This is a genomic window from Candidatus Thiodiazotropha sp. AKAK3 (assembly GCF_058244645.1).
In genome coordinates, this window is sequence record NZ_JBSYOQ010000006.1 from 15,876 (window position 1) to 40,968 (window position 25,093).

General features: G+C 44.3%; 20 protein-coding genes. 10 read left to right on the forward strand and 10 right to left on the reverse strand.

Annotation, left to right across the window (positions count from 1 at the left end):
* The first annotated feature begins 25 nt into the window (after positions 1 to 25).
* Complete coding sequence (locus tag AC4IE7_RS00565; protein ID WP_490774851.1) at positions 26 to 445, forward strand: PilZ domain-containing protein; 420 nt, start codon at positions 26 to 28, stop codon at positions 443 to 445.
* Positions 446 to 675: 230 nt separating this feature from the next.
* Positions 676 to 1,344: a PAQR family membrane homeostasis protein TrhA gene (gene trhA, locus AC4IE7_RS00570; RefSeq protein WP_490774852.1), complete on the forward strand. Its 669-nt coding sequence runs from the start codon at positions 676 to 678 to the stop codon at positions 1,342 to 1,344.
* Positions 1,345 to 1,352: 8 nt separating this feature from the next.
* Here trhA and AC4IE7_RS00575 read toward each other — a convergent pair whose 3' ends face one another.
* Complete coding sequence (locus AC4IE7_RS00575; RefSeq protein ID WP_490774853.1) at positions 1,353 to 1,673, reverse strand: hypothetical protein; 321 nt, start codon at positions 1,671 to 1,673, stop codon at positions 1,353 to 1,355.
* Positions 1,674 to 2,064: 391 nt separating this feature from the next.
* Here AC4IE7_RS00575 and AC4IE7_RS00580 point away from each other — a divergent pair, with 391 nt between their 5' ends.
* The 4 genes from AC4IE7_RS00580 (at position 2,065) to AC4IE7_RS00595 (ending at position 6,339) form a co-directional block, all read left to right on the forward strand.
* Entirely contained in the window at positions 2,065 to 2,454 is a 390-nt protein-coding gene (locus AC4IE7_RS00580; RefSeq protein WP_490774854.1) for a DUF302 domain-containing protein, read from the forward strand.
* Positions 2,455 to 2,690: 236 nt separating this feature from the next.
* Positions 2,691 to 3,254, forward strand: coding sequence for an outer membrane beta-barrel protein (locus AC4IE7_RS00585; RefSeq protein ID WP_490774855.1), 564 nt, complete (start codon positions 2,691 to 2,693; stop codon positions 3,252 to 3,254).
* Between the two features lie 616 nt (positions 3,255 to 3,870).
* Positions 3,871 to 4,830 (forward strand): DUF535 family protein, encoded by a 960-nt coding sequence (locus tag AC4IE7_RS00590; RefSeq protein ID WP_490774856.1) that lies wholly within the window; start codon positions 3,871 to 3,873, stop codon positions 4,828 to 4,830.
* A gap of 180 nt (positions 4,831 to 5,010) precedes the next feature.
* Positions 5,011 to 6,339, forward strand: a complete 1,329-nt coding sequence (locus AC4IE7_RS00595) for a M1 family metallopeptidase (RefSeq protein WP_490774857.1) — start codon at positions 5,011 to 5,013, stop codon at positions 6,337 to 6,339.
* A gap of 762 nt (positions 6,340 to 7,101) precedes the next feature.
* On the opposite strand, the gene dbpA is transcribed toward AC4IE7_RS00595, so the two are convergent.
* Both dbpA and AC4IE7_RS00605 read right to left on the reverse strand, forming a co-directional pair.
* A complete protein-coding gene (gene dbpA, locus AC4IE7_RS00600) occupies positions 7,102 to 8,481 on the reverse strand; it encodes an ATP-dependent RNA helicase DbpA (protein ID WP_490774858.1) in 1,380 nt (459 codons plus the stop codon).
* Positions 8,482 to 8,632: 151 nt separating this feature from the next.
* Positions 8,633 to 9,304 (reverse strand): cysteine hydrolase family protein, encoded by a 672-nt coding sequence (locus tag AC4IE7_RS00605; RefSeq protein ID WP_490774859.1) that lies wholly within the window; start codon positions 9,302 to 9,304, stop codon positions 8,633 to 8,635.
* 500 nt (positions 9,305 to 9,804) lie between these two features.
* Here AC4IE7_RS00605 and AC4IE7_RS00610 point away from each other — a divergent pair, with 500 nt between their 5' ends.
* Complete coding sequence (locus AC4IE7_RS00610) at positions 9,805 to 11,502, forward strand: hypothetical protein (RefSeq protein WP_490774860.1); 1,698 nt, start codon at positions 9,805 to 9,807, stop codon at positions 11,500 to 11,502.
* Between the two features lie 137 nt (positions 11,503 to 11,639).
* Positions 11,640 to 12,071: a hypothetical protein gene (locus AC4IE7_RS00615; RefSeq protein ID WP_490774861.1), complete on the forward strand. Its 432-nt coding sequence runs from the start codon at positions 11,640 to 11,642 to the stop codon at positions 12,069 to 12,071.
* Between the two features lie 138 nt (positions 12,072 to 12,209).
* Here the strand turns inward: AC4IE7_RS00615 and AC4IE7_RS00620 are convergent, their stop codons facing one another.
* Together AC4IE7_RS00620 and AC4IE7_RS00625 are read right to left on the reverse strand one after the other, a co-directional pair.
* A complete protein-coding gene (locus tag AC4IE7_RS00620) occupies positions 12,210 to 13,001 on the reverse strand; it encodes an SRPBCC family protein (protein WP_490774862.1) in 792 nt (263 codons plus the stop codon).
* Between the two features lie 507 nt (positions 13,002 to 13,508).
* Positions 13,509 to 14,345 carry a MipA/OmpV family protein gene (locus tag AC4IE7_RS00625; RefSeq protein ID WP_490774863.1) on the reverse strand — a complete coding sequence of 279 codons (837 nt, stop codon included), beginning with the start codon at positions 14,343 to 14,345 and terminating at the stop codon, positions 13,509 to 13,511.
* A 433-nt stretch (positions 14,346 to 14,778) separates the two neighbouring features.
* Here AC4IE7_RS00625 and AC4IE7_RS00630 point away from each other — a divergent pair, with 433 nt between their 5' ends.
* Both AC4IE7_RS00630 and AC4IE7_RS00635 read left to right on the forward strand, forming a co-directional pair.
* Entirely contained in the window at positions 14,779 to 15,750 is a 972-nt protein-coding gene (locus tag AC4IE7_RS00630) for a TAXI family TRAP transporter solute-binding subunit (RefSeq protein WP_490774864.1), read from the forward strand.
* A 63-nt stretch (positions 15,751 to 15,813) separates the two neighbouring features.
* Positions 15,814 to 17,535: a TRAP transporter permease gene (locus tag AC4IE7_RS00635; protein WP_490774865.1), complete on the forward strand. Its 1,722-nt coding sequence runs from the start codon at positions 15,814 to 15,816 to the stop codon at positions 17,533 to 17,535.
* 461 nt (positions 17,536 to 17,996) lie between these two features.
* On the opposite strand, the gene AC4IE7_RS00640 is transcribed toward AC4IE7_RS00635, so the two are convergent.
* The 5 genes from AC4IE7_RS00640 to AC4IE7_RS00660 all read right to left on the reverse strand — a co-directional run bounded on the left by AC4IE7_RS00640 (position 17,997) and on the right by AC4IE7_RS00660 (position 24,869).
* Positions 17,997 to 18,350, reverse strand: coding sequence for a copper-binding protein (locus AC4IE7_RS00640; protein ID WP_490774866.1), 354 nt, complete (start codon positions 18,348 to 18,350; stop codon positions 17,997 to 17,999).
* Positions 18,351 to 18,361: 11 nt separating this feature from the next.
* The gene (locus AC4IE7_RS00645; protein WP_490774867.1) at positions 18,362 to 21,553 is read right to left on the reverse strand and encodes an efflux RND transporter permease subunit; all 3,192 of its coding nucleotides are present in this window, start codon (positions 21,551 to 21,553) and stop codon (positions 18,362 to 18,364) included.
* 30 nt (positions 21,554 to 21,583) lie between these two features.
* Positions 21,584 to 23,200, reverse strand: a complete 1,617-nt coding sequence (locus AC4IE7_RS00650) for an efflux RND transporter periplasmic adaptor subunit (protein ID WP_490774868.1) — start codon at positions 23,198 to 23,200, stop codon at positions 21,584 to 21,586.
* The gene (locus AC4IE7_RS00655; RefSeq protein WP_490774869.1) at positions 23,197 to 24,426 is read right to left on the reverse strand and encodes a TolC family protein; all 1,230 of its coding nucleotides are present in this window, start codon (positions 24,424 to 24,426) and stop codon (positions 23,197 to 23,199) included. The genes AC4IE7_RS00650 and AC4IE7_RS00655 overlap by 4 nt, the downstream gene beginning before the upstream one ends.
* 92 nt (positions 24,427 to 24,518) lie before the next feature.
* A complete protein-coding gene (locus tag AC4IE7_RS00660) occupies positions 24,519 to 24,869 on the reverse strand; it encodes a hypothetical protein (protein ID WP_490774870.1) in 351 nt (116 codons plus the stop codon).
* Positions 24,870 to 25,093 lie beyond the last annotated feature (224 nt).

The following is a 25,093-nucleotide window of genomic DNA, read 5'->3' on the forward strand; positions in this document are numbered from 1 at the left end:
AGATTACTGAGTAACCGATAAATCAATGCGTCTATACATCAGACATCCTACCGACGTCCCCATCGATTTTCAGTTGGGTGGCCGGGCATCGGCTCACAGAAAAATGTTGACCAATTATAGCGAAGGGGGTCTTTGCTTTCTTGCCGATGATGAAATAGAGGCCGGTACAGAAATCCACATTGCAATCCCTATTACGCCTCCGCAATTTCATGCGACAGGTGTGGTTGTCTGGTGTCGACAGGAAGATAATTGTTTTCTGGTTGGTGTAAAGTTTGTGGAAGAGCAGACGGCTTATGCAGTACGCATGATTGAGCAGCTCTGTTATATCGAACACTACAAGCAGACAATAAAAACAAGGGAAGGGCGGATGCTTTCCGGGGAAGAGGCTGCGCTTGAGTGGATTGAGAAATATGCAGGGGATTTTCCAGTTCAAACAGAAGATTAAGCTTGGTTTTACTAAATAGTGATCAGTAGTTTTCTATGATATTCTCAGTGTCCGGTGATTTAAAAAGTTATTAAATGATATTCCTGCTTTATACGGAAAATCCTCATTAAATCCATATAATACATATACTTAATATTTAACATGCATGGGATTTGTGTTCTATAACTCTGCATGAATGCTGGGGTATGATTTGAGTGCCAGATATACGCGTAGTTTCTAGGAGACCTGCTATGCAGACCGAATTTGCAGGAAATCGGTACACACTGGGCGAGGAGATAGCCCATGCTGTAACCCATGGTATAGGCATTCTGTTGAGTGTTGCAGGGTTGGCGTTGCTGGTGACATTTGCTTCACTGTATGGAGATGTCTGGCATATCACCAGTTGCAGCATTTACGGTGCTACGCTGATCTTGTTATACACCGCCTCCACCCTATATCACGGTATTCCCTATCCAAAGGCTAAAAGCCTGCTACAGCGTTTTGATCATGCTGCCATTTTCTTGCTCATTGCGGGCACCTATACTCCCTTCACGCTCGTAAATTTGCGTGGTAGTTGGGGCTGGACGCTATTTGGTCTGGTGTGGGGAATAGCCCTTGTCGGTGTTCTGCTGGAGATATTTCGCTACAACCGGCTAAAGTGGCTCTCTCTTACACTCTATTTGGGATTGGGCTGGCTGGTAGTTATCGCGATCAAGCCGTTGATTGATTCAGTTGAAACTGGAGGAGTAGCGCTGCTGCTCGCCGGAGGTCTTTGTTACTCCTTAGGTGTGATCTTCTACATATGGAGGCGTTTGGCCTATCACCACGCAGTTTGGCATCTGTTTGTCATGGCAGGGAGCGTATTGCACTTTTTCTCAGTATTTTTCTACGTCGTACCATCTGCGTCTGGTGCCTCCTGATTTCTATCTCATGCCATATAGTAACCTGCAGCTGCTGAGCATAGTCCCAAAATAAAGAAGATTGTTGCCGAAGACTTCCACATTGTGTAGTTGAGGGTCAGGGCATTTTTATTGTGCAGTGCAATAGTTAGAATGCCGGAAACGAAAAATATAACGCTGGCTACATAAGCAATAATTTGAAGATACTCAATTTTTACCTTGCTTGATCCCTGCACGCCTCCTCCAATAGTCTCGAATTTATTGGCCAATAGGGGATCACTCAGCAGCAGTAGAGTGAAAAGTAGTATCAGAGGGATCCAGGGTAGAATATTTTTCGATTGCGGTTTCATTGTCCTCTTCTCTCAGAGCTGCCAAAACCTCTGACTATATATATAGGCCAAAACCTCTGACTATATATATAGGTCTGTTTAAAGTAGCCCTCCCTGTTTTAAAGCCTCCTGCTGACGTGTGGACGCCAAACATAGAAGTATTTCCATGTAAATAATGATATTTATAGTGAGTTTATCGACAGTTAGCCATTTTTATTGAGTTTTTTGGTGTCATGCTCAATAAGCTTGAGATGATTACGCTACTTGAGAGGCATCTGTTGGTCTGATTTTACTTATTAACCCGGCGACTAAGTCAATAATCAGGATACTCAAGCCTATAGATATTGTGTCAGAATAGGGCACAAATACCGATATGTGTCGGTGACTATAAGAACAGTTAGGAGATTGCCCGATGTATAGTTTTAAATCACGTCTCGATGGTGACATTGAAGCCATTGAGCAACGTGTTGTAGAGGCACTGAAAGTTGAAGGTTTTGGCGTTCTGACAGAAATTGATGTCAAGGCTACTTTAAAAGCAAAGCTTGGTGTTGAAAAGAGGCCGTACAAGATTCTGGGGGCCTGTAGTCCACCTTTAGCAAATCAAGCGATAGATGCTGAGCCCGATATCGGCTTGCTTTTGCCCTGTAATGTGGTCATCCGGGAGGAGGAGGATGGATCAGTGGTGGTGGCTTTTATGGATCCTGTAGCTGTATTGAAATTGGTTGAACAACCTATGATTGGTGACCTGGCCGTAGATGTGAGGCAACGCTTGGAGCGTGTGCGTGATGCAATAGAGAGATAACATTGTGATAAGGTGTCTTTAAACTGCTGATAAATCAGTTTATTAGTAAGAAATACGCCGCTACTGGCTTGTGTATGATCACAGTAGCGGCCTCTCTTGTGGGGCTGTGATCACTACCCATAGACCTCTATTTGATATAGACAATTAATTATTGACGAATAATTCACAAAATATCTGCACGTATTCATATATTATCGTCGGGTTTGATTATTAAGTAACTATTTCGGGAAGAAATTATGAAAAAATCTATCATAGGATTGATAGCGGTCGCTGGATTTATCTCTACAACCCCACAGGCTTGGGCAGATAGTGACTGGAATTTTTTACCAGTAATGAGTGATGGTTTTAATCCTGACCTAACGCTCTCGGTCACTGGTGGCATCATGGATCCGCAAACTCATGGTTTGGACACCGATTTGGTGTTTGGATTAGAGTTGTCGATGAACTGTCTATTACTCGATCCTCCTCTAGGAACGATTCGTCAACAATTCAGCTTTTCCCACTATGATGATGGTGGTCTGGAAATTACAAGCTTTGAGATGAATCCTCACTACTTATATAAGGTCGACAACAAATTTTCTATTGGCTTTGGCCCAGGTATTGGCTATGTAGATGCCGATGGACGGAATGTAAATGAAGGTACGCTGGCTTTACAGGGTGGCATTAGTCTTCACTATAAAATGAGTGATCAAATCTTTCTGGGCGCGGAAGCTCGTTATCAATGGACAAAAGATCTTGACGATACCAAAGACGATCTAAAGAACGCACGTATATTCGGAAAAGTTGGCTATCGTTTTTAAGCTTGTTTAACTCCAGAGTGCCCCCTTCTATCAAGAGAGGGGCATTTAAAAATATTCTTTTGGAATAGTTTAAAGATATTAGTTCTAAGGTGATTTATTTTCGTTAATTTCATTTTCTTTCGTGAATCCTTCTTCTTTACTATTATTTAATATAAATTCTCAACGTTCCCCATTAATTTCGATCATTATCGTGTTAACTGCTTTCCTTTGCCAAAGAGTTACGAGTAATAAAAAGGACTATACAGCAGAAAATAAGAGGGCTAAAAATACAAATCATCAGAGTGTCATATAAGATTTAATTTCTCCAAATGTATGACACTCACCCTCTCCCCAGCCCTTCTCCCATCAAGGGCGGGATGGGTTAAGGCTGATTGTTGAGGAAAGGTGTTTTATCGGGGTGGCGACGATAAATTCTAGAAATATTAGAGTTATATTATGTGTTCGGATATACAGTAATGTAGCTGATAATTTAGTAATTTGGATTTAATTTAAAATGATTATCTAAGTCGCATGTGGATTGACAGAAATAATTAGGTAGTAATTTAAATATTAACCTAATTAAATAGTAAGTGTTTTTTCTTGTGCATGGACTTAAATAAATGGAGCTATATCGTTGTTGGATAAGTTAAATTTAATTATTAAAATATCTAATGCTATGACTGTTGACCCGGAAAATAGAAAGTCACAGTTGAGTCCGATAAAGTATGACTACATTAAAGGCCGAGTCGCATATTATATAATGGTGTTACTCAACGCTAAAGAAATCGCACGTCTGTCCAAAGATGATCTGGTTCAGCTTGAATATTTATTTATTAACCATCAAGAAGCGCTTCCAAGTGTGTTTTGGCCATATCAGCACTCAGAGTGGGGTCTTAAAAAACGTCTAAACGCTTTATATAATCATTTCAGAACGCAGTTATTGGTAAATGATATATTTATCATTGAAAGATATAGTAGTAAGACTATTGCTTCACTGAGCGAATTTTATGATGGAATGGATCTGGTAGTAGACCGTAACGGTATCTTTTTAAGGGAGGGGATGATTACGCTCAGTATCAATATATATGATGAAAGAATATTTTCAATTGCTTTTTCATTAATGGAAGATGAGCTATCCAATCTGGTTTCTATAGTCGGTGCAATTCAAGGTCGAAGGATGGTTGATATTAACCCACTATATCATGACATCACAAAAAAAATGTTCGGTATAAGGCCACGCGATCTTACGGTTGAATTATTTCAAATGATTTGCAGAGCGACAGGAATCAATAAGATTTATGCAATATCTGAGATATATCGTCAACAGATGCACTACTTTTACAGCCTTAAAGACAAAGAAGATTTTTTGAAGTTAAATTATGATGAGGTATGGTCTGAAAGAGGTGGTGAATGTTGTAAAAAAGGATTTTATGAAATTCCTGTTCACCCAAAGAGAAGAGCAATTGAAAGTATTGTCGCTAAAAAAAGGTCTATGTATAAAAAAAGATATGAGCTCTTAAGTCGTGTTGAGAAAAAAATAGCAGAAGATATGAATGAAGGGTATGACAGTATCAGTTTAAGTGAAGTTATTGGCTGATATTTTATAGTTTATATTTTATAAAATTAGACAGTATATTCAATGTAGAGTAGAGTTTTTGTAACGTCCTGTTTAGGATTGGGTAGGAATTTATAGTTAAAATATCATTATAGATATTTTAAATCTGTAGAATGTGCTATTAAGGGTAATAAATCATTAATTAGATCAAATGGAATTTATATGAATTCAGGCCGTCTCTACTATTCGGAATCTGGTATAGGATGTCTGTTGTTTATATTTGTATTACTAACTGGATGCAATAGTAATTCTGATTCGTCATCAAAAGATAATTACTCTGACCGGAATAGAAATATACATTTCAATGATATCGCTCTTGATATACAGAAGAGGCGAGGAGAGGCGCAACTTACAGTAGCAGGTTCATATGTTAGTCAGGGAATCTCATTGGATGTAGGGGATCTTCTGATTGATGAGGTGTTAGTAAATGGAAGCGAACCTGATTACCATATTAGTGTTGACCGCTTAGATATTAGACTACCTAAAACAAGCCAAGACGTCGTTGTTTCTGTAAGTTATACTTTTCAATACCACGAAAAATTTAATGGTGTGAGTAGTGCTGGTCACTCATTTACCTGGCCTTATTATTGCGGGAATGTTTTTCCGTGTCATACAAATCCTTCCGGTGGCAGTAAATATAAATTGAAGATAAGTGGAGTACCTGATGGTTTACAGGCAGTCTATCCTATCGAAATAAATACTGAAGCTCCTTCATATATGCTTGGTTTTTCTATTGATGACTACAGTTACTTGAATCTTGGAATAACTGAGCATGGCACTGAAGTAGGTGTCTACTATCGATCAGAAGAGTATTCAGAAGCAGTTCAAGGAACACTCGATCTTAAAGAGATTATTAACTGGTTTGAGCAGAATGTTGGTGCGTATGCATTCGGTGATCATATGGCCAGTGTATCTGTGGCCTGGAAAGATGGGGGTTACGGTGGTATGGAACATCACCCATATTGGCATATCAGTAATACAGCACTCGCGAATCTATCTGTTCATGTGCATGAAGCGATACATGGATGGTTTGGTAATAGCGTTAGAATATCGTGTTGGGAAGAATTGGTTTTATCGGAAGGTATAGCTTCGTACCTTACAGCCAGAGCTATTAAAGAGATAGTAGGCGAAGCTGAAGCAGATACTGTCTGGAGTAAATACTACACACAACTGCAAAACCTTCAAAATAGTAGTGATAATAAAATAGCTTGGCCTGACGGGTGCGGTAAACTCGACATATTCGAAGATGAGCTTTTTGGTGTAGCTCCATATATGAAAGGTGCGTTTTTTCTTAAAGATCTGGAAGGTGTAATCGGGACAGAGTTATTAGATCAATCACTGCGAACACTCTACATGACAAAAAGAGGGCAGGCCGTTCGTTTCTCGGAATTTCTCGATATAATAGATCGTGAAACAGGATTTGATCCCAGGAATTGTGCATATGGGTGGTTAAGGTCAGAGTCACTGCCTGAGAATAATAACTGTGGATAGCTATCATTACCAGGCAACGAATATCCCAACTTGTTGGGTGCAATACTGCCGCTTCGTACAGGAATTTCTATCAGAGGTTCTCTAAATAGATGAGAACTCAATGTAATTCCTGCCACCTTCTTTGGCTTTATAAAGAAGTTTGTCACTTGTATGAATTACTCTTCTATATCTGAGTCAAGATCGGGGTATGTAGTAACTAGTCCAATAGATAAGCTAATAGTATTACTGATCGGTGAATTAGGGTTTGGTATTTCTAACTTTCGAATATCATCCATAGTTCAGTAGTAGAGTGACACGGGTACTCTAAAATAAAATTCAGATCTTTTATTATCGATTATTTCTTGAATAATATCAGCCAGAGAGATAATGTTATTATCACCATCGATACTACAACTCTCAATATATTTAACACCAATCCACTCTTTCTGACTGGGTATGCCATTATTTATTCCAAAATCAATCCAGCTTTAATTTACATAGACGATCACGCCACTCTGATCAAGCACGGCAATATGATCAGGAATGGTATTTAAAATGGAAATGTGAAAATTACTTGTTTGACTCATGTTTTTAGAATTAAAGACTACGTCATCATGTAAAGTTCAGTTGTTAGAATAGGTATATTTACTACCATATTCTTGCAGTTTAGTACGTATTTATACTGCCAATTGAGTGGTATTACCCTAAATATTGTCATATTTTGCTTCGGTGTATAAAGTTACTGAAGCACATGGAGATTGATTCTAGAGTGATACTTTAGGATTAGCTAATCATACGTACCTTGAAGCGTCTACCCTTGATTTTGTCTTTTGAAAGTGTTCTGAGGGCAATCTTTCGGATACTTCGGTCAATCGCTACATAAGCAATATGGTCGAAGATATCTATCTTTCCTACCTTGTTTGACGGGATGGTCTTATCTGCTGTAAGTGCGCCAAGAATATCGCCAGGGCGTAACTTTTCTTTTCGACCGCCATCAATACAAAGCGTAATATTCTTTGCGTTTAAGCTGAAGCCCTCTGGTAGTTCAAGAGCTGGGGACTGTTCCAGTCTAATATCACTCTCTAAATAGTTTTCGATAGCATTAACCCTACTTGCTTCAGAAGAGATAAACAGGCTAAGCGCAAGTCCCTTGCTGCCTGCTCGCCCGGTTCGGCCGATTCTATGGACGTAGATTTCAGGATCACGTGGTAATTCATAGTTAATTACTGCGCCAAGTTCCTTGATATCAAGTCCTCGGGCAGCGACATCGGTTGCAACCAGGACAGGCACACTACCGTTAGCGAACCTTACAAGAACCATGTCACGATCTTTTTGATCAAGATCGCCATGTAAGGCAAGTGCTTGAATCCCGCTCTGTTGTAATATTTCAGATACCTCCTGGCATTGGAGCCTAGTCTGACAAAAAACAACGGTAGAAGCGGGTTTGTGATGTGCTAGCAGTGAACTAAGTGTTTGATTACGTTTTCCTTTTCCTACCTCATAGAAGAGTTGTGTAATCTTAAGATCTGTATGATGAGTGTCAATAGTGACCTCAACAGGATCAACTTGAAACGACGAACTTATATCCGCTATTGATTCCGGATAAGTTGCAGAAAATAAAAGTGTTTGTCGTTGTGAACGAGTATGTTTGATGACCTCTGTAATGTCATCATTGAAGCCCATGTCGAGCATTCTGTCCGCTTCATCGAGTACGACACATCGAATACTTCCAAGGGATAGTGTGCCTTTGGATAGGTGTTTAAGAATTCGCCCTGGGGTACCGACAATAATTTGCGCTCCATGTTGTAGAGAGCTGATCTGTGGCCCGAAGGGTTTCCCGCCGCAAAGTGTGATTATTTTTGTATTTGCATTCGTTCGAGCGAGGCGTCTTAACTCCTTTGCAACCTGGTCGGCTAGTTCGCGTGTTGGGCAGAGAACAATTCCTTGTGCATTGTAGGTACTTTGATTAAGCGCATTGAGTAAACCAAGCCCAAAAGCGACTGTTTTTCCACTACCTGTCTTGGCACGGGCAATGAGATCCTTACCGGCAAGAATATGGGGCAAGCTGGCAGCCTGAATGGGGGTCATTTGGTGATAACCGAGAGACTCTAGATTACTTAATAAAGAAGAGTTTAGGCTCAAGGTGGAAAATCTATTTGTCATGGGTTGATGGTCTGGTAGTCAAAAAGGCGGAATAAATCGTTGACACTCTATTGTAACATCTAAGCAGCTCGATTTATGTATTAGTATTAGAACTAGGAAAATTAAAAGTGGCTCGAAGGATTAATCGCAACACGGATTAGAAATTGTATAGTTACAATTTCATGATCTCGAATAATTCTGAACTTGACACTACATGACAATATATCATGTTAATTATTTCAAGCTCTCTGTAATGAAGTTCATCAGTCCCTGCAGCGCAGCAATCTTCCACAACGATAACATTAAAGCTCTCGTCAGCGAGGCTTCTTACAGTTGAAGAGACGCATTGGTCAGTAAATATGCCACATAGAACAACATTCTCAATGCCCATATTCTGAAGAATAAGTCTAAGATTAGTACCTGTTAGTGCACTGTCAGTGGTTTTAGTAACAACAATTTCATCTTTGATCGGTTTTAGTTCAGGAACAATCTGCGAGTCATTACTATCCTTAGGTAGCAGTAGGTAGTTCCAGCCAGGTTTCTTCTGACTGAGTGAGCGGTCACGGCCGTCTGGAAGCTGGCAGGCAATTCGTGCATGTATTACGTCAATATCATGCTGACGAAAACGTTTCTGTATATCCTGGGTAGTAGGGATGACAATCTCACGCATGCGCTTTTGAAATGGTGCCCATCGCTTATATTCAATCGGATCTTTTGAGGGTTGAATATATGTGTTTTGTATGTCGATCGTTAATAGCGCAGTTTTATGGTATTCAAGGTTGAGGTCTTCAGGTTCAGGAGCGCCCTGGTAGTAGAAAGAGCGATAAGCATTTTTCCAGTTCATTGATATGCCTTAATGTTGCCTATAGACAAAGAAGAGCCGAGCAAGGCTACCAGTCAATGTCAACTATGTGGAATTTTAGACCTATTTTCATATATCTGTTTATATTAAAGAGTCGTAATTTAATATGACGACAGTATGGCCATAGAGAGTCAACTAAAAAAGTAAATATGGTGACTTGTCAAAACGCTTAATAGTGGCTCTGGTGTCGTGAAATCCTACATCTGCTCACGTGTGCTAAATGCATCTATAGTTGTTCGTTCGAAATAGTAGCATCATCAGTCTCAAATACGAAGTAATCGATCTAATAAATGCCTGTTATACAGTGACTTGTATATAGTGCAAAGTGCCACTCTAGAATGTCGGTTTTAGCTATATTGAGTGTTATAGTGGTTGGTTTTGGTAGTGTAGCAATAACTTCATCCAGGGTGGGGTATGTGTCAGTGGAAAGTCGCTTTGTATTACACATATACTATTTATGTCCAATTAGAATAGAATTAACTATGAAAAATATAATCTTACTGAAACGACAATTCCATCTGCCTTATCTGCTGACTGCCGTGATGCTACTCACTACACAGTCATTTGCTGAAGATAGTGCTGTAGAGCCGCTTACAGAAGATAGTGGAGAGAAGGCTACTCTTACAACACTTAGGGATCTTGTAAAACTACAGGCTAATCTCAAGAGTGATATTACAAGTCTCAGTAAGGAGGTCAATGCCTCATCGAATTCTGATGCAGATAAGAAACGATTGCTCAAAGAGTTGGAAAAACTAGAAAATGACCTCAAGACAACAGGCGCAAATCTTGAAAATATCGCAGCTGGTGTTGATCTAAGTACTCTTCGAGAACAGGAAGATATCAAATTCAACATACAGGAGGAGCTTTTTGCACTACTGAAACCAGCGCTTGATGAAATGAAGGAGATGACAGTACGTATTCGTCAGAAATCAGATCTGAAAGAGAAAATTGGATACTATTCTGAGAGGCTGGAAGTCGTAGACACAGCGCTTCACAATATTAATGAATTGCAACAACAAAGCGAATCAAAGAATCTGAAATCTGCACTTGAACAAATAGCAGAGAGGTGGAAGAAAAAACAGGCTTTTATGAAAAGTGAATTGCAGTCGGCACAATTCCAACTTGATAAATTGCTGGCTTCAGAGGCCTCGATTACTGAGGCATCCCAAAGTTACCTTAAATCTTTTTTTCAAAAACGTGGTCTCTATTTGACAGAGGCGTTGCTAACGGTAATTGCTATCATGTTACTGTCTCGTCTCAGCTATAATACCATGCAGCGTTATATCCCAGGTTTTCGAAAAAAACACCGTAGCTTTAGAATTCGAATGCTGGAACTCGTGCATCGGTTTGTGACTATCCTGCTGGTTATCCTTGGTCCGATGATTGTCTTCTACCTGGTTGAAGACTGGGTATTATTCAGTTTAAGTATACTTCTGTTATTAGGTTTGGCTTGGACACTCAGACAAGCTGTTCCGAGATATTGGTATCAGGTTCAGCTTTTTCTCAATATAGGTTCAGTTCGAGAGGGTGAGCGAATAGAGATGGAGGGCATACCTTGGCTGGTTGAACAGATCAATGTCTATTCGACATTGATAAACCCGACAGCAGGCATCAGGCAGCGCGTACCTATCGATAATCTGGTTGGGTTGAAGTCGAGGCCTGGTCACCCAGATGAACCTTGGTTTCCATGCAGAAAAAATGATTGGGTTCTACTCAGTAGTGGCGTTCGAGGTAAGGTATCAGGAATTTCCCACGAAATGGTTCGCCTTATTGAACGGGGTGGGGCACAAGTTACTTATCAAATGTCTGATTTTCTGTCAGGTTCGCCAAGAAATTTGTCAAAAAATTTCCGCCTCAAAGAGATTATAGGGATAAGTTACAATTTACAACAACAGAGTACGTCAGTAATACCCCAAGCTCTTGAAAAACATATACAAAAATGTGTAGAAGAGGAGGGATATGGTGAGCATCTTTTAAACCTGCGTGTAGAGTTTGCGGCAGCTAACAGCTCCTCACTTGATCTGGTGGTAATCGCAGATTTCAGTGGAGAGTTGGGAGATCTATACAATCGCCTGAGACGTGCAATTCAGCGTTGGTGCGTTGATGCTTGCAGTGAAAACGGGTGGGAAATACCTTTCCCTCAAGTGTCTCTGAGTGGTGGTGTAAAGCATATTGAATAAGGTTAAATATAAGGGCTCTACTACTACTTATTATTAATCTCAACGATGAGAGAATTATATTCTTCATTTCTGGTTCAGGTTTCGTTCATCTAGGTGTAAGTATTATTGCCATACAACCTAGAAAAACGGAGTCTATGATGAAACATTCTGCCCCTATCACCTTAGTATTATTTGTTCTTCTTTTATTTGCCGGTTCAGCTTCTGCAAAGAGCAATGCCTATGATCAAGGATATCAAGCTGGATATGGTGATGGCTTGGAGGACGGCTATGTCAAAGCATACAAACGTAGTTATCGTGAAGGGTATAGAGATGGATCGAACACCTATCGAAGTATGCACAAAGATCAATCATTTTCAGAACGAGATTATATTCGTGGATACAAAGTAGGTTATGAAAATGGTTATCGTAAAGGAAGCAAAAAAGGTGATCGCCATGGTTATAATGATGGCTACGATGAGGGACGTATGGATACATTGAGAGATAAAATGAGAAAGAAAATGCGTCGCAAGCACTGTTACCATTCACATCGTACTTTCGGAAAATATCGAAACTATGAGTGTTACGACTAATGTTAAGATAAACAAATATCCCGAGCTGCTCGGGATATTTGTGTCTAAAAATAGATTAGATTTATTATAAATGACTATTATAGGCGGATAGGGTTATCTGAATGATTCATTTAGTGATTACTCTTCTAGCTGAGTTATTTAATATGAATTATAAAATAGAAGGTTCTCTTGTTCTAAAGCAGCCTCAATCCTCTTCTTCATTTCACTTCTCGTTGCCTCAATAGAGTACTTGTCCTCTCGAACCATGGCTATCATACCTTTCAGGGATAGAAAAGAGGCTTTTCTTGTCACACTATTTGTGATGAAACCGGGAGCAAAGCCCCCAGGGTCTGAAAAGAGAGTAAAGGTTACTTTTGTATTATCGCGATCAACCATACGTAGATTCCAGCTACCTCTGAATTTATTCATCCATAGACGATTATCTCTCTTAATATCCAGCGGGTGATGGAGTGAGTTAGAGGCAGCTTTTTGAAATTTAATGGTATATTCTCTGTTGCTCAAATTTTCTTTTGTTGTAGCTTCTAATACTACATCACGATCACGACTGTTAAAGGGTGCGCCTTGAGCAAGGTATAAAACCATGGATGAGCCTTGCTCGTTCAATAGAGTGGCTTGCTTACATTCATGCATCCATTTTGGATATGAATCAACATCCTTCAATACTTGATATATCACTTCCACTGGGCTTTCAATAACTACTTCAGCACGTGATTCTATATACTTTGAGTTGATAACATTTCGTTCATATCCGACTAACCCATTCTCCCTCTTGTACTCATTCCACGGATAATCCTGCTCACTATGTTTGTCTGCTTTTGCTGATACTGTGATAAGCAGTATTATTAAAAATAGTATGAAGGTCAATCCTGCTGGAGTAGGTTTTGTGTGAGTTTGCACTATCAATATTTCTCCTAAGTTATTGAATTCCATTTTATCCTTAGGCGGTGTGTCCTCTCTGTCCTACAAAATAAAAAGACTATACTTAGTGTAAAATAACTTCTAAATTACCAATAATAAAGATAGAGCTAGTAATAGCAAAGGGTATTGCGCTAAGCAACAAAATAAGTATTAGAAAAACTGAGAAATCTGACCGTATAATCGCAAGAGTAGATAAACTTAAACCTACAAGACCAAGTGCTAGTGCAGCGAAGTAGTAGTTCCTAACGCACTCGGATAGGCATGTACGCGTTTCAAAGTATCCTGATAGTAGATTTGAAAATGTCATTCCCAGAAATGTCCAGGATGCAATTGCTGCTACGAGCGCTAGCGGAATAGTTGGATTCATGGCATTCACCGGTCATGGTCATTTGTATTACAAATATTGATCTGACCGGGATTCTTTTCAACTCGGTATATCTTGTGGTATTTGATCGAGTTAACTTGCGAAATAGAAACTTCTCTTAATACCTCAAAAGCAGAATCATGGGTGGTTATAGACTAATCAATAACATTAACCCTTGTTTTGGATTCACTAATAATCCAGCTGATTGCAATACCAGCAGCTAAAAAGCTGTCATCAGTTATCAGCGGGCTATCCTCGAAGACGGCATTGCTCAGAGTGTCGTAACGTAGGAAAGCACCAACCCAAAATCTGTCATATCGTTTGGATAGTGACATCAGAAACTGGCTTCCGCTGTAGCCGCCATCTACCTCATAGGCAGGTCGACTGCTTGTGGCATACTCAGGTGCAACACCATAAAAGTATTCGTGCTGTCTTTCAGATCCATAGATAGGGCCTGCGATCACACCAAAATTCCAGCCTGGCATGGCGGGTAGGTCTGTGATGTCGAGGTTCAATTTCGGGGAGAATACCCAGCCAACCGATTCTGGAGAGCGTTCGACAGTGAGTGCGGCGCGGGCAGGCAAGCGTAGTTTGAGACTGCGTGTGCTAGCCTCATTCTGCCAGAGCTTGATGTCGACCTGAGGACCGAACTCAAAAGTTGTCTTGAGGTCCGGCATACCCTCCCGTGCATCTATATCATCACTGTTGGTAGGGGGAGAGGCCGAGAAACTAAGGGTCAAGTCCACTACCTTTGATTCAAACAGACTGCCTCGAATGCCATGGCGGTCAGCTTTAAAAAAGTCACCATGATAGACAAAGTAGGGTACAGGAAGCAGGAAGTTGTGTACCTTGTCTGAACCACGGTAGGCAGGGAAGCTCATTGCGCCTACGCCTATCCCAGCCTCCCAAAGTGGCTTCTCTTCGGCATAGGTAAGCATGGGAAAAAAGAGCGCAATGGCCAGAATAATGTAATAAATAGTCGTAAATTTCATGTGGCAATTCTAGAGGAAACACGAAATTATAGCTTCACTTTGTTAGCCTGCCGGGTTCAGCTGGAATCGTGGTTCAGTGCTTTTGTATAGTGGACCGTTTTCCCGACAGCATGGACTATGCTACTCGAATGGCTGGTGAGGGGCTAGTGGACCATGTGCTAAATATAGAATCTGTACCATATGTGGTGATTGAGTTTAAACAATCAATACATTTGCTTGACATACATCATTGAAAAACGCCTCTCAGATCTAAAAGTTCTTCTATTTCAATCATTACTGATCTAAATCTAAGGATAAGGCCCCGGTATTTCGTTATTTAATGCCAGGAAAAATTCAATTCCGAAATCGAGCAGTGCTCGTTGAGAAAAACAGGAGATTCACTTATCGGAGCGTATAAAAACTATCGGTCATAGCAGTTATAGGAGAGATAGTAATGAGAATGCACCGGAGATCATTTCTTATCAGTACAGCGGCTGTGCTCAGCGTGGCCCTGTTTTTTCCAATATCATCGTTCGCAGCCAAGAGAATTGTCTTCAGTGGTGGACCAGCTGGTGGCACCTTCCAGGTGGTTGCCAATGCAATTCAGGTCTACGGGCCGGTGAAGAAAAACAAGGCGTTCAAGGTCAAAGCGCAATCTTCAGCCGGCTCTATAGAGAATCTGCGTAAAGTCGACAGGGGTAAGGCAGACTTTGGTGTTGTCTATTCAGGTCATGTCTATCTGGGTCGGAATGGTCAGCTTAAAAAAGATACCAAAAAGTATGAGAACGTACTGGCAGTCGCCTATCTGTATGGTGCACCTGCACAATTGGTAATCCGCAAGGGCTCCGGCATAAAAAGCGTCAGTGATCTTGTTGGCAGGAAGGTGGGTGTTGGTAATGCTGGTTCGGGTGCATATGCAAACTGCGAACTATTCTTTACTCATATGGGGGTTTGGGACAAGATTGAGCAGAATGCTCTTGGTTATAACGATGCAGCTGCAGCATTCGGCAATAATCAGCTTGATGCCTTCTGGCTTTTTACCGCCTTCCCCAGTGGTGCTGTAATCATGGCAGCCCAAACCAATGACATAGATCTGGTAAATGTAGGGCAGGATGCGCTGACAAGCGGCTTTTATGAAAAATATCCCTACTTTTCAACACTGACAATCCCCTCGGAAACCTATCGAGGTGTCGATTATGATACACCTTCATTTCAAGATTCCGCTCTATGGGTTGCCAATGCCAATCTATCTGACGAAGTAGTCTACGATCTACTATCTATGATCTACACCGAGCAGGGACTGGCTCATATGCGATCCCAGAAGAAGACATTCAAAGAGATGAAAATCGAGGATGGCCCGAAGGGAATAGTTACACCAATGCATCCTGGTGCGGTCAAGTTCTGGAAAGAGAAGGGCGTGCTATAGCGTCAACGGTGCGGGAGGATAGATTGTTATTCTCCCGTAGCCTCCGCCAGCTGGACTCGAAACATGCTCTACGAGAAATTACACAGAATAGAGAAGTGGCTTTTCGATCTGTTGGCACTGGTGTTGGTTCTCTTCTATTCATATTCCGCAGTGGTGGAGCCGGCTGCAACCCAGTATCACCGCGGCATTTACATCATCATAACCTATGTATTGGTATTCTTGATCTACCGCTCAAAAAACACCTTCGGACGTGTAATGGATTACGTTCTGATTCTTGCGTCAGTCGCCTCAATCGGTTACTGGATGCTGAACTTTCAGGATATCAACTATCGGGCTGGTGCTGAGACCGAAATAGATAAAGTATTTGCCATGGTTGGGGTTTTGCTAGGGATTGAATTAGCCCGCCGGGTGGTTGGTGTTGTTTTTGTCATCATCGGTTGTGTTATGTTGCTCTACGGTGTGTATGGTGATTACGCACCGGAACTTATCTCACATGCTGGCGATACTTTCCCTGACCTATGCACCAGCATTTTCTACAAGAGTGATGGTGTCTTCGGTATCATGGCGAATGTCCTTGCCACCTATATCTTGTTGTTTGTTCTGTTTGGCGCCTTTCTAGAGCGTAGTGGGGCGCAACGTTTCTTCATCGACTTTCCCCTGGCAGCAGTGGGCCACAAGATTGGTGGTCCGGCAAAGGTTGCTGTAATTGCCAGTGGTCTGTTCGGGTCTATATCAGGCAGCGCCATCGCCAACACGGTATCGACGGGCTCGTTTACTATTCCGATGATGAAGAAGGCGGGTTTCAGGCCCCACGTGGCGGGAGGGATAGAACCGGCAGCCTCCATCGGTGGCATGTTTATGCCACCGATCATGGGGGCAGGTGGCTTTATTATGGCAGAGCTGACCGGAGTGGCCTATTCCCATATCATGCTGGTTGCACTGTTTCCCGCTGTGATGTACTTCTTCAGTGTGTTTGTAATGGTGCACTATGAAGCCAAGCGATATCATATTGTTGGTCAACGGTCTGAGGTTAGGGCGACAGAGATCCTCAAGCGGGAGTGGTTCTATATTCTACCGCTGGTGTTGATTACTATATTGATGTTGAGGGGTTACTCACCAGGGTATTCGGCCATTGTTGGCATAGGTACCTGCATCATCGTCAGCTGGTTCCGTAAGGAAACGCGGATCGATGTAAAAGGCTTTATTGAAGCCTCGCGCAAGGGTGCCGAGAACAGTTTGAAAATCGGTGCTACTGTGGGTGTAATTGGAATCATTATTGGTGTGCTCACATACAGCGGGCTGGTATTGACCTTTGCCGATATCGTGATTGAGTTGGCTGATGGGCGACTCTTTCTGACTATCCTGTTAATTGCGCTGGCCTCTTTGGTGCTTGGTATGGGGGTGCCAGTAACGGCGGCCTATCTGATAACCGCGGTTGTTGCAGTGCCGGCGTTGACACATCTTGGTGTGAACGAGATCGCAGCCCACATGATCGTCTATTGGCTTTCACAGGATTCAAATATCACACCTCCAGTCTGTATAGCTGCTTTTGCTGGTGCTACAATTGCCAAAGCCAATATGTGGCGAACCGCTTTTGCTTCATTCAAATTCGCAAAGTTTCTCTACTTGGGGCCGTTTCTTTTTGGTTATGTTCCAGAGTTTTCACTCAACGGTTCACCGCGGGATATAATAATAGTATTTGTGCTTATTTTAATCGGCACCTGGGCGTATGGTTGGCTATTGAGTGGAATCTGGTTGAAAGGCTTAAAGAATAAAAATAACTAATTTCTTCTTTACGTCAAGACAACTATGAAAACACATGAGTAATGTAATCCAAATGTTCTATTGAGTGGGCATCGGATATCAAGAAGTGCAGAATATAAGGAAGAGTTTGAGCGCAAAGGTGTGACTATAGAGAGCTCTTATGTGGAGTTCGGAAGGGTGCTTTCAATCTTCTCAGAACAACTCTGAAAGCCCCTCTCCCTTTACGGGAGAGGGGAGTTTCTCTCTCCACCTATTTAAGATACTGATGACTTGTAAGTTTTTTCTAGCCGTCACCCTCTGCTTTTTCATGTCTCTATTCTCAATCAACAATAGAAACCAACAGCAATGAATCAGTTACAACCGTAATAGTTAAAGTAATGGGGCAGCAGTAATTTAATAACTATCATTATCTACATCCTTGTCCATACGGATTCGGTGAGCTTAAGTGGCCGTTATAGACCACTGATTAAGTTATACTGAAACTACTCAGCGACTTTCATTGTTGAGATCCTGAACTGTTTGTCCCGACCTTTTTTCAATGTGAAGTGCACTTGATCCCCTGCCTTGAATGCAGATAGATCGACACGCTTGGTCACCGCTAGATCCATGGTCATTGCTGGCCAGTTGAGAGACGGTATTGGTTGATGGGTAAGATTTACTGTTTTTTTCTCAACATTAACCTGATGAATGACACCCATACCCATGACCTGACTGGCATCGCTGCTCATCATTGAATGGTCATGCGCAGCATGACCCTCATGGTTGGCTGCAATTAGAGTTGTGTTGATCAGAGTTGTTGTGATCAGGAAAAAATAGAGTCCAATTGGCTTTTTCATATTAATACCTCTTAGGTTTGTTTCGATGCAATAGCATCCGCTTTGGAAGTGGGGGCTGTAGCTGGTAGGTGGCGAGACTCCCAGATCAGATAGATGACTGGAATCACAATCAGGGTCATTACTGTTGTACTTAACATGCCGCCCACCATAGGCAGGGCAATGCGCCGCATGACATCTGATCCGGGGCCTTCAGTAAAGAAGATTGGAAGAAGGCCTGCAATGATTACCGAAACAGTCATCAGTTTTGGACGTACACGCAGTACTGCCCCAGCCATGATGGCTGAAAATAGGGTTTTGTGATCGACCGGTGGCAGGTTCCTTACCTGCTGATCGATATAGATCAACATCACAACTGCAGTCTCAACAGCAATACCACCTAATGCGATAAAGCCCACTGCAACTGCAACAGAGAGGTTGTAACCGGCAAAATAGACAGCCCAGAGACCACCAACCAATCCGAAGGGCAGTGCAGTCATCACCATTACCGTGCGATCACTACGTCCGAAGTGAATCATCAGCAGTACCAGGATAATTGCTGCAGCAGCAGGAATGGCGATTTTAAGTCGCGTCCGAGCCTCCAGTATCTGCTCATATTGGCCGGACCAGGTAGTGGCATAACCGGGTGGAAGTGCTACTTGATCAGCAACACGCAGGCGCGCTTCGTCCACATACCCACCAATGTCCCGGCCGTCGATATCGACAAATACCCAACCGGTCAGCCGTGCATCTTCTGATTTAATCATTGGTGGTCCAGGTGCGTATTCAACTGTTGCCACTTCACCCAGGGGGATATGCATGCCGCCTGGTGTTGGCACCAGAATATCGGTAAGTTGGTGCATCGATTCCCGGAAGGGTCGGTCATATCGAAGCATGATGTTATAACGCTCACGTCCCTGAACACTCTCTGCAACCTTCATCCCACCCAGTGCGGTCTGTATGATCGATTGAAATACGCCAAGGTCGATATTGCGCCTGGCGAGTTCATTCCGATTGGGGATGATCTCCAGATATTTGCCACCAGTCACCCGGTCGGCAAAGGCGCTGCGGGTACCCTCTACCTCCTTCACTACCCCCTCCACATCGAGGGCGATTCGACCGATTTCATCCAGATTAGGGCCTGAAATTTTTATCCCCACTGGTGTACGTATACCGGTTGAGATCATGTCCATACGTATCTTGATGGGATAACCCCAACTATTGACCAGCCCAGGGAACTTCACCCGTTCATCCAGCGTATCTGTCAGGTCGTCAATGTTCATACCTTGTCGCCACTGCTCTCTGGGTTTAAGTCGTATCCAGCTTTCGATCATTGAGATTGGCGCAGGGTCGGTTGCAGTATCTGCGCGACCAACTTTGCCAAACACCTGATCCACTTCAGGTATTGTGAGGATCAGTCGGTTGGTCTGAGCCAGAATCTCTTTTGCCTTGCTGATGGAGACGCCGGGGAGGGTAGTGGGCATATAGAGCAACTCACCCTCGTATAGAGCAGGCATGAACTCGGTACCCAGCTTAGTGTATGGATACCAGAGACTACCGATACCAATAGCTGCCATCAGCAGGGTGATCCAGCGCTGCTTCATGGAGAAGCGCAGAATAGGCTTATAGAATGCGACGAAAAAACGGTTGAGCGGATTTACCTCTTCCCGGTGTATTCTACCCCGAATCAACCAAAGCATCAGGATAGGCACTAGGGTTACCGAGAGAATGGAGGCGAAGCCCATGGCGTAGGTTTTGGTATAGGCCAAGGGTGAGAAGAGTCGATAACTCTCACCGGTAAGCGCAAACACCGGCAGGAAAGAGACGGTAATGATCAACAGACTGAAAAAGAGTCCGGGACCTACCTCTTTTGCAGACTGAAGCAGTGCTGCATTGCGGGCCTTGCTCCCTACTGAATCAGGCATGTCGCTCAGTTTACGATGGGCGTTCTCGACCATTACTATGGAGGCGTCCACCATTGCACCGATTGCGATGGCAATGCCTCCCAGGGACATAATGTTGGCTGTGATTCCCTGCGCTGCCATGATTGTAAAAGCACCCAGAACACCCAGAGGCAGGGTGACGATGGCGACAAATGCGGAGCGTACATGAAGCAGAAAAATGAGGCAGACCAGGGCTACCACAAGGCCCTCTTCCAGGAGCTTGTGGTTGAGATAATTCACCGCTCCCCGGATCAGGGGAGCCCGATCATAGACAGTGCGGATCTCCACCCCTTCGGGCAGGCCTTGTTGCAGGGTCTCGAGTTTCTTCTCCACGGCCTCGATGACATTCAAAGCGTTCTCACCAGAACGCATCACCACGATACCGCCGACTACTTCACCTTCACCATTCAGCTCGACGACGCCGCGGCGTAACTCTGGCCCCTCGATCACCCGCGCCACATCGGTCAGCAGAACCGGAGTGCCGTTTCTTGCCTGCACTACAACCTGCTGTAGATCCTGCAAAGAGGTAATGTAGCCACGGGATCGAATCATCAGTTCGGTCTCGGCCCGTTCCAGCACCCGGCCACCCACTTCCATACTGGCTGCTTTTACTGCCTCCCGTACCCGTATCAGAGGAATATCAAAGGCACGCAAGCGATTCGGGTCGATCAGCACTTGGTACTCCCGCACAAATCCCCCAACTGAAGCCACCTCTGAAACCCCCGGTACGGTGGCAAGTTCGAAGCGTAGAAACCAATCCTGCATTGCCCTGAGGTCAGCCAGATCGTGTTTGCCACTACGATCGAGCAATGCATATTGGTAGACCCACCCCACCCCTGTAGCATCAGGGCCAAGTCGTGGCGTGGCGCTTTGTGGTAGATCTTTCTGTACCGTCGCCAAGGCTTCAGCAACCCGGCTTCTGGCCCAGTAGTCATCTACGCCATCCTTAAAAATGACATACACAAAACTGGTGCCAAACATGGAAAAGCCCCGTACCGCTTCAGTTTTCGGTAACCCCAGCAGTGTGGCGGAGAGTGGGTAGGTCACCAGATCCTCGACGATTTGCGGTGCTTGACCGGCAAAATCTGTACGGATAATCACCTGGGTGTCCGACAGGTCGGGTATTGCATCCAGCGGGGTTCGTTCCAGTGCCAGTAGGCCTGCAACAGCCAGGGCAGCGGTAAAAATAAGAACGATCAGTTGATTTTGTACCGACCAGTCGATCACGTGGGCGACGAAGGATCGTGATGGATCCTTTCCTGCGATATCTTTGTGGTCATGCATGAGGAATGGCCTGTAGTAGGTTGCGCGGCATCACTGCAGTAGTTCTCCCGCAGACTGACCATAGGGATTTAACGGCTGCCCAGCCATCTGCAACCAGAGTCGATCATCCGATTCATTGCGATAGAGTTGAACCCCCAGCTTCTGATAGTGCTCTTTTCGCCCGCTTACCACCCAGGGTTGTAGTTCGCTGACCAGTCTATTCAGTGCTTCAAGTAGAGCGCTCTCAGAGCGAGATTGCTGTGCCTCTTCAATTGCTCTGGATGCACCATCCAGGATCGGTCCCAGTCGGGTATCACCAAATTCGGCCCATAGCAGGTCACGAATCTCCCGTGCTGGTTGCAGTTGATCTGCAGTTACATCGTAACCATCCACCTGCGCCTCGTGGAGATAGAGGGCCGCATCGATAAGATGGTCCACCATTGCCAACTGATTCTGGCTCAAAGGTAATCCATCCAAAGTCAGTTTCAGGCGTTGAAGCTTCTGGAAGGATTCACGCAAGGAACTCTCGGAGTCGATGAGAAACTGACCGGAAACCACGATCAGGTCACTGCTGTCGACCCCCTCCACCAGCTCTGTGAAGCCCCCGTTGCTCAATCCTGTACTGACTCTGCGCGGCTGAAACCTGCCCTCCCCAAGAGACACCACCAGATAGGATCCATCCTCTCCGATTAGCAGAGCACTATCGGCTATGGCTAGCCGCTGATCCATGCCAACCTCGAACAGCACATCGGCATAAGCGCCAGGCCGAAGTTGACCATCTTCGTTGGACATCGCTAACCTGACTGTGCCGGTACGGCTATTGGAGTCTACTGTAGGGTGGATATAGTCAATACGACTCTCGATCACCCTGCCTGGAAGATTGGGAAGAATCACCTCTACCGGTGTATCGAATGTCACTTTTGCCAGGTCTTTCTCCGCTATCGCAGCATTAATCCAGACCGTTGAGTAGTCCTGCACAACTGCGAGTGTGTCTCCGGGCCGTACATAGGCTCCCTCTCTGACATTGAGATCACTCAGGGTGCCACCGGTTGAAGCGTAAAAAGGAACCCGTTCCACCAACTTTCGTTGCTTGCGCAGCCTTTGTATAAAGCTCTGGGAGACACCAAGTGCCTCCAGTCGGATAGCAGCGGAAGCTATGCGTTGCTCACTGTTTCTCTCCAGAGCACTGAGATAGTCTTGTTGTGCAGTAACCAGATCTGGACTGAAAAGACGATATAGAAGATCGCCTCGCTTTACCTTATCACCCACTGCTGTAACGCCGAGGGTCTCAACCCAACCGGGTACCCGGCTGGAGACCTCACTGCGTAGACGTTCATTCTCCGCCACCACCCCATAGGCTCTTATGCGGCTACCAAACCTGGTCATCTCTGCGTGGCTATAGCGTACCCCCATATTCTGGATCGTCTCCGGTGAAATGGTGACCACAGCCCGTCCGTTGGGCTGATCCCCACCCTCATCCAGAACCGGGCCACTCTGCAGCTGCACAAGATCCATACCGCAGATTGGACAGCTACCCATCTCTTCAGCGATATAGTGTGGATGCATAGGGCAGGTATATTGCTGTGACTTCTCCTGCGACTGAGCCAGAGTAAAAAACAGCAATAGAAAAATCGTAGCGATCTGCTTGACCGATAGACTTGATTTCATAACATCTCCTCCACAAGCAAGGCATTGATCCGTGCGGCAGCTATGGTCTGTTTGGTCTCTGCGCCGGCTAGATCCAGATCGAGTTCTGCAAGCTGCATTGCCGGACGTATCACCGATTCCAGGTCGATATCTCCCGCTTCATAGCGACGTCGGTTTGCAGCCTCCAACGCTTGCAGTCGACTCTGCCTCTCCCGCATAGCATGTCTCAGTTCCACTGCAGTGTTGTAGTCTGCTAATGCAGTTTCGTAGTCACTCCTGGCAAGGCGTAACTGTCGATCCTGTTGGGCCAATACCATGGTGACTCTGGCTTCTGCTGCTTTCAGTTTTGGCGTCTGATTGGTCGATGACCAAAGTGGTAGGCTGGCAGTGAACTTCAGGGTGAACCAGTCATCTCCGTCGAAGCTCTCTCCCGATTCTCTTTGTTGCCAGGCAGCACTGAAGGCGTAGTCGGGGTTGAATGCAGAACGACGCTCCTCTACCTGTGACTGAGCGACAGCCAGCTTGGCTATCGCAATCCTGACTTTGATCAGATCATCTGGATTACCTGACCACCTGCCTGGCTGGATCTGCGGTAGGGTTACTGTCGATGGCACTCTATCCACCAGTGATCGAAGTTCTGATCCCCATCGTCCAGCCTCACCGATCAGAGTCAGTTTTTTCTCTTCGATCTTGCTCTTCTGAACATCCAGTTCATCGAAGCGGCTGTAGACCGCCCCACCACCCGCCATCTCTCCTTTCAGCCACCGCTCAAGCTCGGACAATAGTGACAGCTGCTGATCCAGGGCTGCTTTTGAGTGGCTGATCCTGCGTTGTTGTGCAAGCGCCGTGATCAGCCGTTTACGAAGCTCTGCCATCACCATCTGACGCTCTATTTGAGCCAGAGTGCTACGAGCGAGATGAGTGCTGCGAAGCGCCTCTCTGCCTTTAAGACTGGGAATTGACTGTTTGAACTCCAGGCTACGGCTACTGGGTAAATAGCGATCAAAGCTGGTCGGCTCATTAACAGGTAAATTATTGAATCCAAATGTGAAATTAGGGTTTGGCAGAGACAATGCAGCATCGGCACTGGCCAGCCATTGCTGTTGTTCTGATGAAGAAACAAACAGGGCTGGGTGGTGCTGCAATCGAGTCAGTAGATCTGTAAATGCAGCATGCTGAGCATTTTCATCTGCATAGAGATGAGTAACTGCGAATAGCGCAACCATCAGTAACTGCAAATCCAGCATGCGGTTACATCTCCATGGAAACAGAGACAACATGGAACGTCTCCCATATAGAAAGATTCGGTCAGGTAAAGACCGAAAAAAACGAGTAGGGCTTATACGAAGTAGGAGACTATAGGGGGGCGTAGCTCAACTGGCTGTTCTGACCGTGGAGGCGCAGGGAAGCTCGGCTCAGCAATATAAAGGACGTGGGAGACAGTAAGTGTGACTGCAGGAAGATCGAACTGCACGGTAAATCCACAGAAGACACAGTTCATGTTTTCGCAGTCAGCCAACTCAATTGCAGATTCAACTTCATGACAATGTGTATGTATCTGCTCGCTCATCTGGTTCATCACTTGATCATTAGTTGTACCACAACCATGAGACCAGGCCATCACTATGGGGGCCTGCAGCAGTAGTAGCGCTAAGAGCAGTACGCTGATTCTGTGTCTTTGCAGAGTCATAACTTTTAATAATGGACCATCATAAGAGTGGCGTCAATATTAAACATTTTCACTCACTGCAGTCCCATTAACTTTTAATCTCCTCAGAACAACTCTGAAAGCCCCTCTCCCTTTACGGGAGAGGGGTTGGGGAGAGGGTGTACGCGAAGCGTTTCATCTGGTTGAAAGATAAAACCGCATTGATCGTTCATATTTATCTTGCTGATTGTTGGAGAAAATAGGGT

Coding starts and splice junctions, on each gene's coding strand:
- AC4IE7_RS00565 (WP_490774851.1), top strand. CDS start 26: ATGCGTCTATACATCAGACATCCTACCGACGTCCCCATCGATTTTCAG.
- trhA (WP_490774852.1), top strand. CDS start 676: ATGCAGACCGAATTTGCAGGAAATCGGTACACACTGGGCGAGGAGATA.
- AC4IE7_RS00575 (WP_490774853.1), bottom strand. CDS start 1,673: ATGAAACCGCAATCGAAAAATATTCTACCCTGGATCCCTCTGATACTA.
- AC4IE7_RS00580 (WP_490774854.1), top strand. CDS start 2,065: ATGTATAGTTTTAAATCACGTCTCGATGGTGACATTGAAGCCATTGAG.
- AC4IE7_RS00585 (WP_490774855.1), top strand. CDS start 2,691: ATGAAAAAATCTATCATAGGATTGATAGCGGTCGCTGGATTTATCTCT.
- AC4IE7_RS00595 (WP_490774857.1), top strand. CDS start 5,011: ATGAATTCAGGCCGTCTCTACTATTCGGAATCTGGTATAGGATGTCTG.
- dbpA (WP_490774858.1), bottom strand. CDS start 8,481: ATGACAAATAGATTTTCCACCTTGAGCCTAAACTCTTCTTTATTAAGT.
- AC4IE7_RS00605 (WP_490774859.1), bottom strand. CDS start 9,304: ATGAACTGGAAAAATGCTTATCGCTCTTTCTACTACCAGGGCGCTCCT.
- AC4IE7_RS00610 (WP_490774860.1), top strand. CDS start 9,805: ATGAAAAATATAATCTTACTGAAACGACAATTCCATCTGCCTTATCTG.
- AC4IE7_RS00615 (WP_490774861.1), top strand. CDS start 11,640: ATGAAACATTCTGCCCCTATCACCTTAGTATTATTTGTTCTTCTTTTA.
- AC4IE7_RS00620 (WP_490774862.1), bottom strand. CDS start 13,001: ATGGAATTCAATAACTTAGGAGAAATATTGATAGTGCAAACTCACACA.
- AC4IE7_RS00625 (WP_490774863.1), bottom strand. CDS start 14,345: ATGAAATTTACGACTATTTATTACATTATTCTGGCCATTGCGCTCTTT.
- AC4IE7_RS00630 (WP_490774864.1), top strand. CDS start 14,779: ATGAGAATGCACCGGAGATCATTTCTTATCAGTACAGCGGCTGTGCTC.
- AC4IE7_RS00635 (WP_490774865.1), top strand. CDS start 15,814: ATGCTCTACGAGAAATTACACAGAATAGAGAAGTGGCTTTTCGATCTG.
- AC4IE7_RS00640 (WP_490774866.1), bottom strand. CDS start 18,350: ATGAAAAAGCCAATTGGACTCTATTTTTTCCTGATCACAACAACTCTG.
- AC4IE7_RS00645 (WP_490774867.1), bottom strand. CDS start 21,553: ATGCATGACCACAAAGATATCGCAGGAAAGGATCCATCACGATCCTTC.
- AC4IE7_RS00650 (WP_490774868.1), bottom strand. CDS start 23,200: ATGAAATCAAGTCTATCGGTCAAGCAGATCGCTACGATTTTTCTATTG.
- AC4IE7_RS00655 (WP_490774869.1), bottom strand. CDS start 24,426: ATGCTGGATTTGCAGTTACTGATGGTTGCGCTATTCGCAGTTACTCAT.
- AC4IE7_RS00660 (WP_490774870.1), bottom strand. CDS start 24,869: ATGACTCTGCAAAGACACAGAATCAGCGTACTGCTCTTAGCGCTACTA.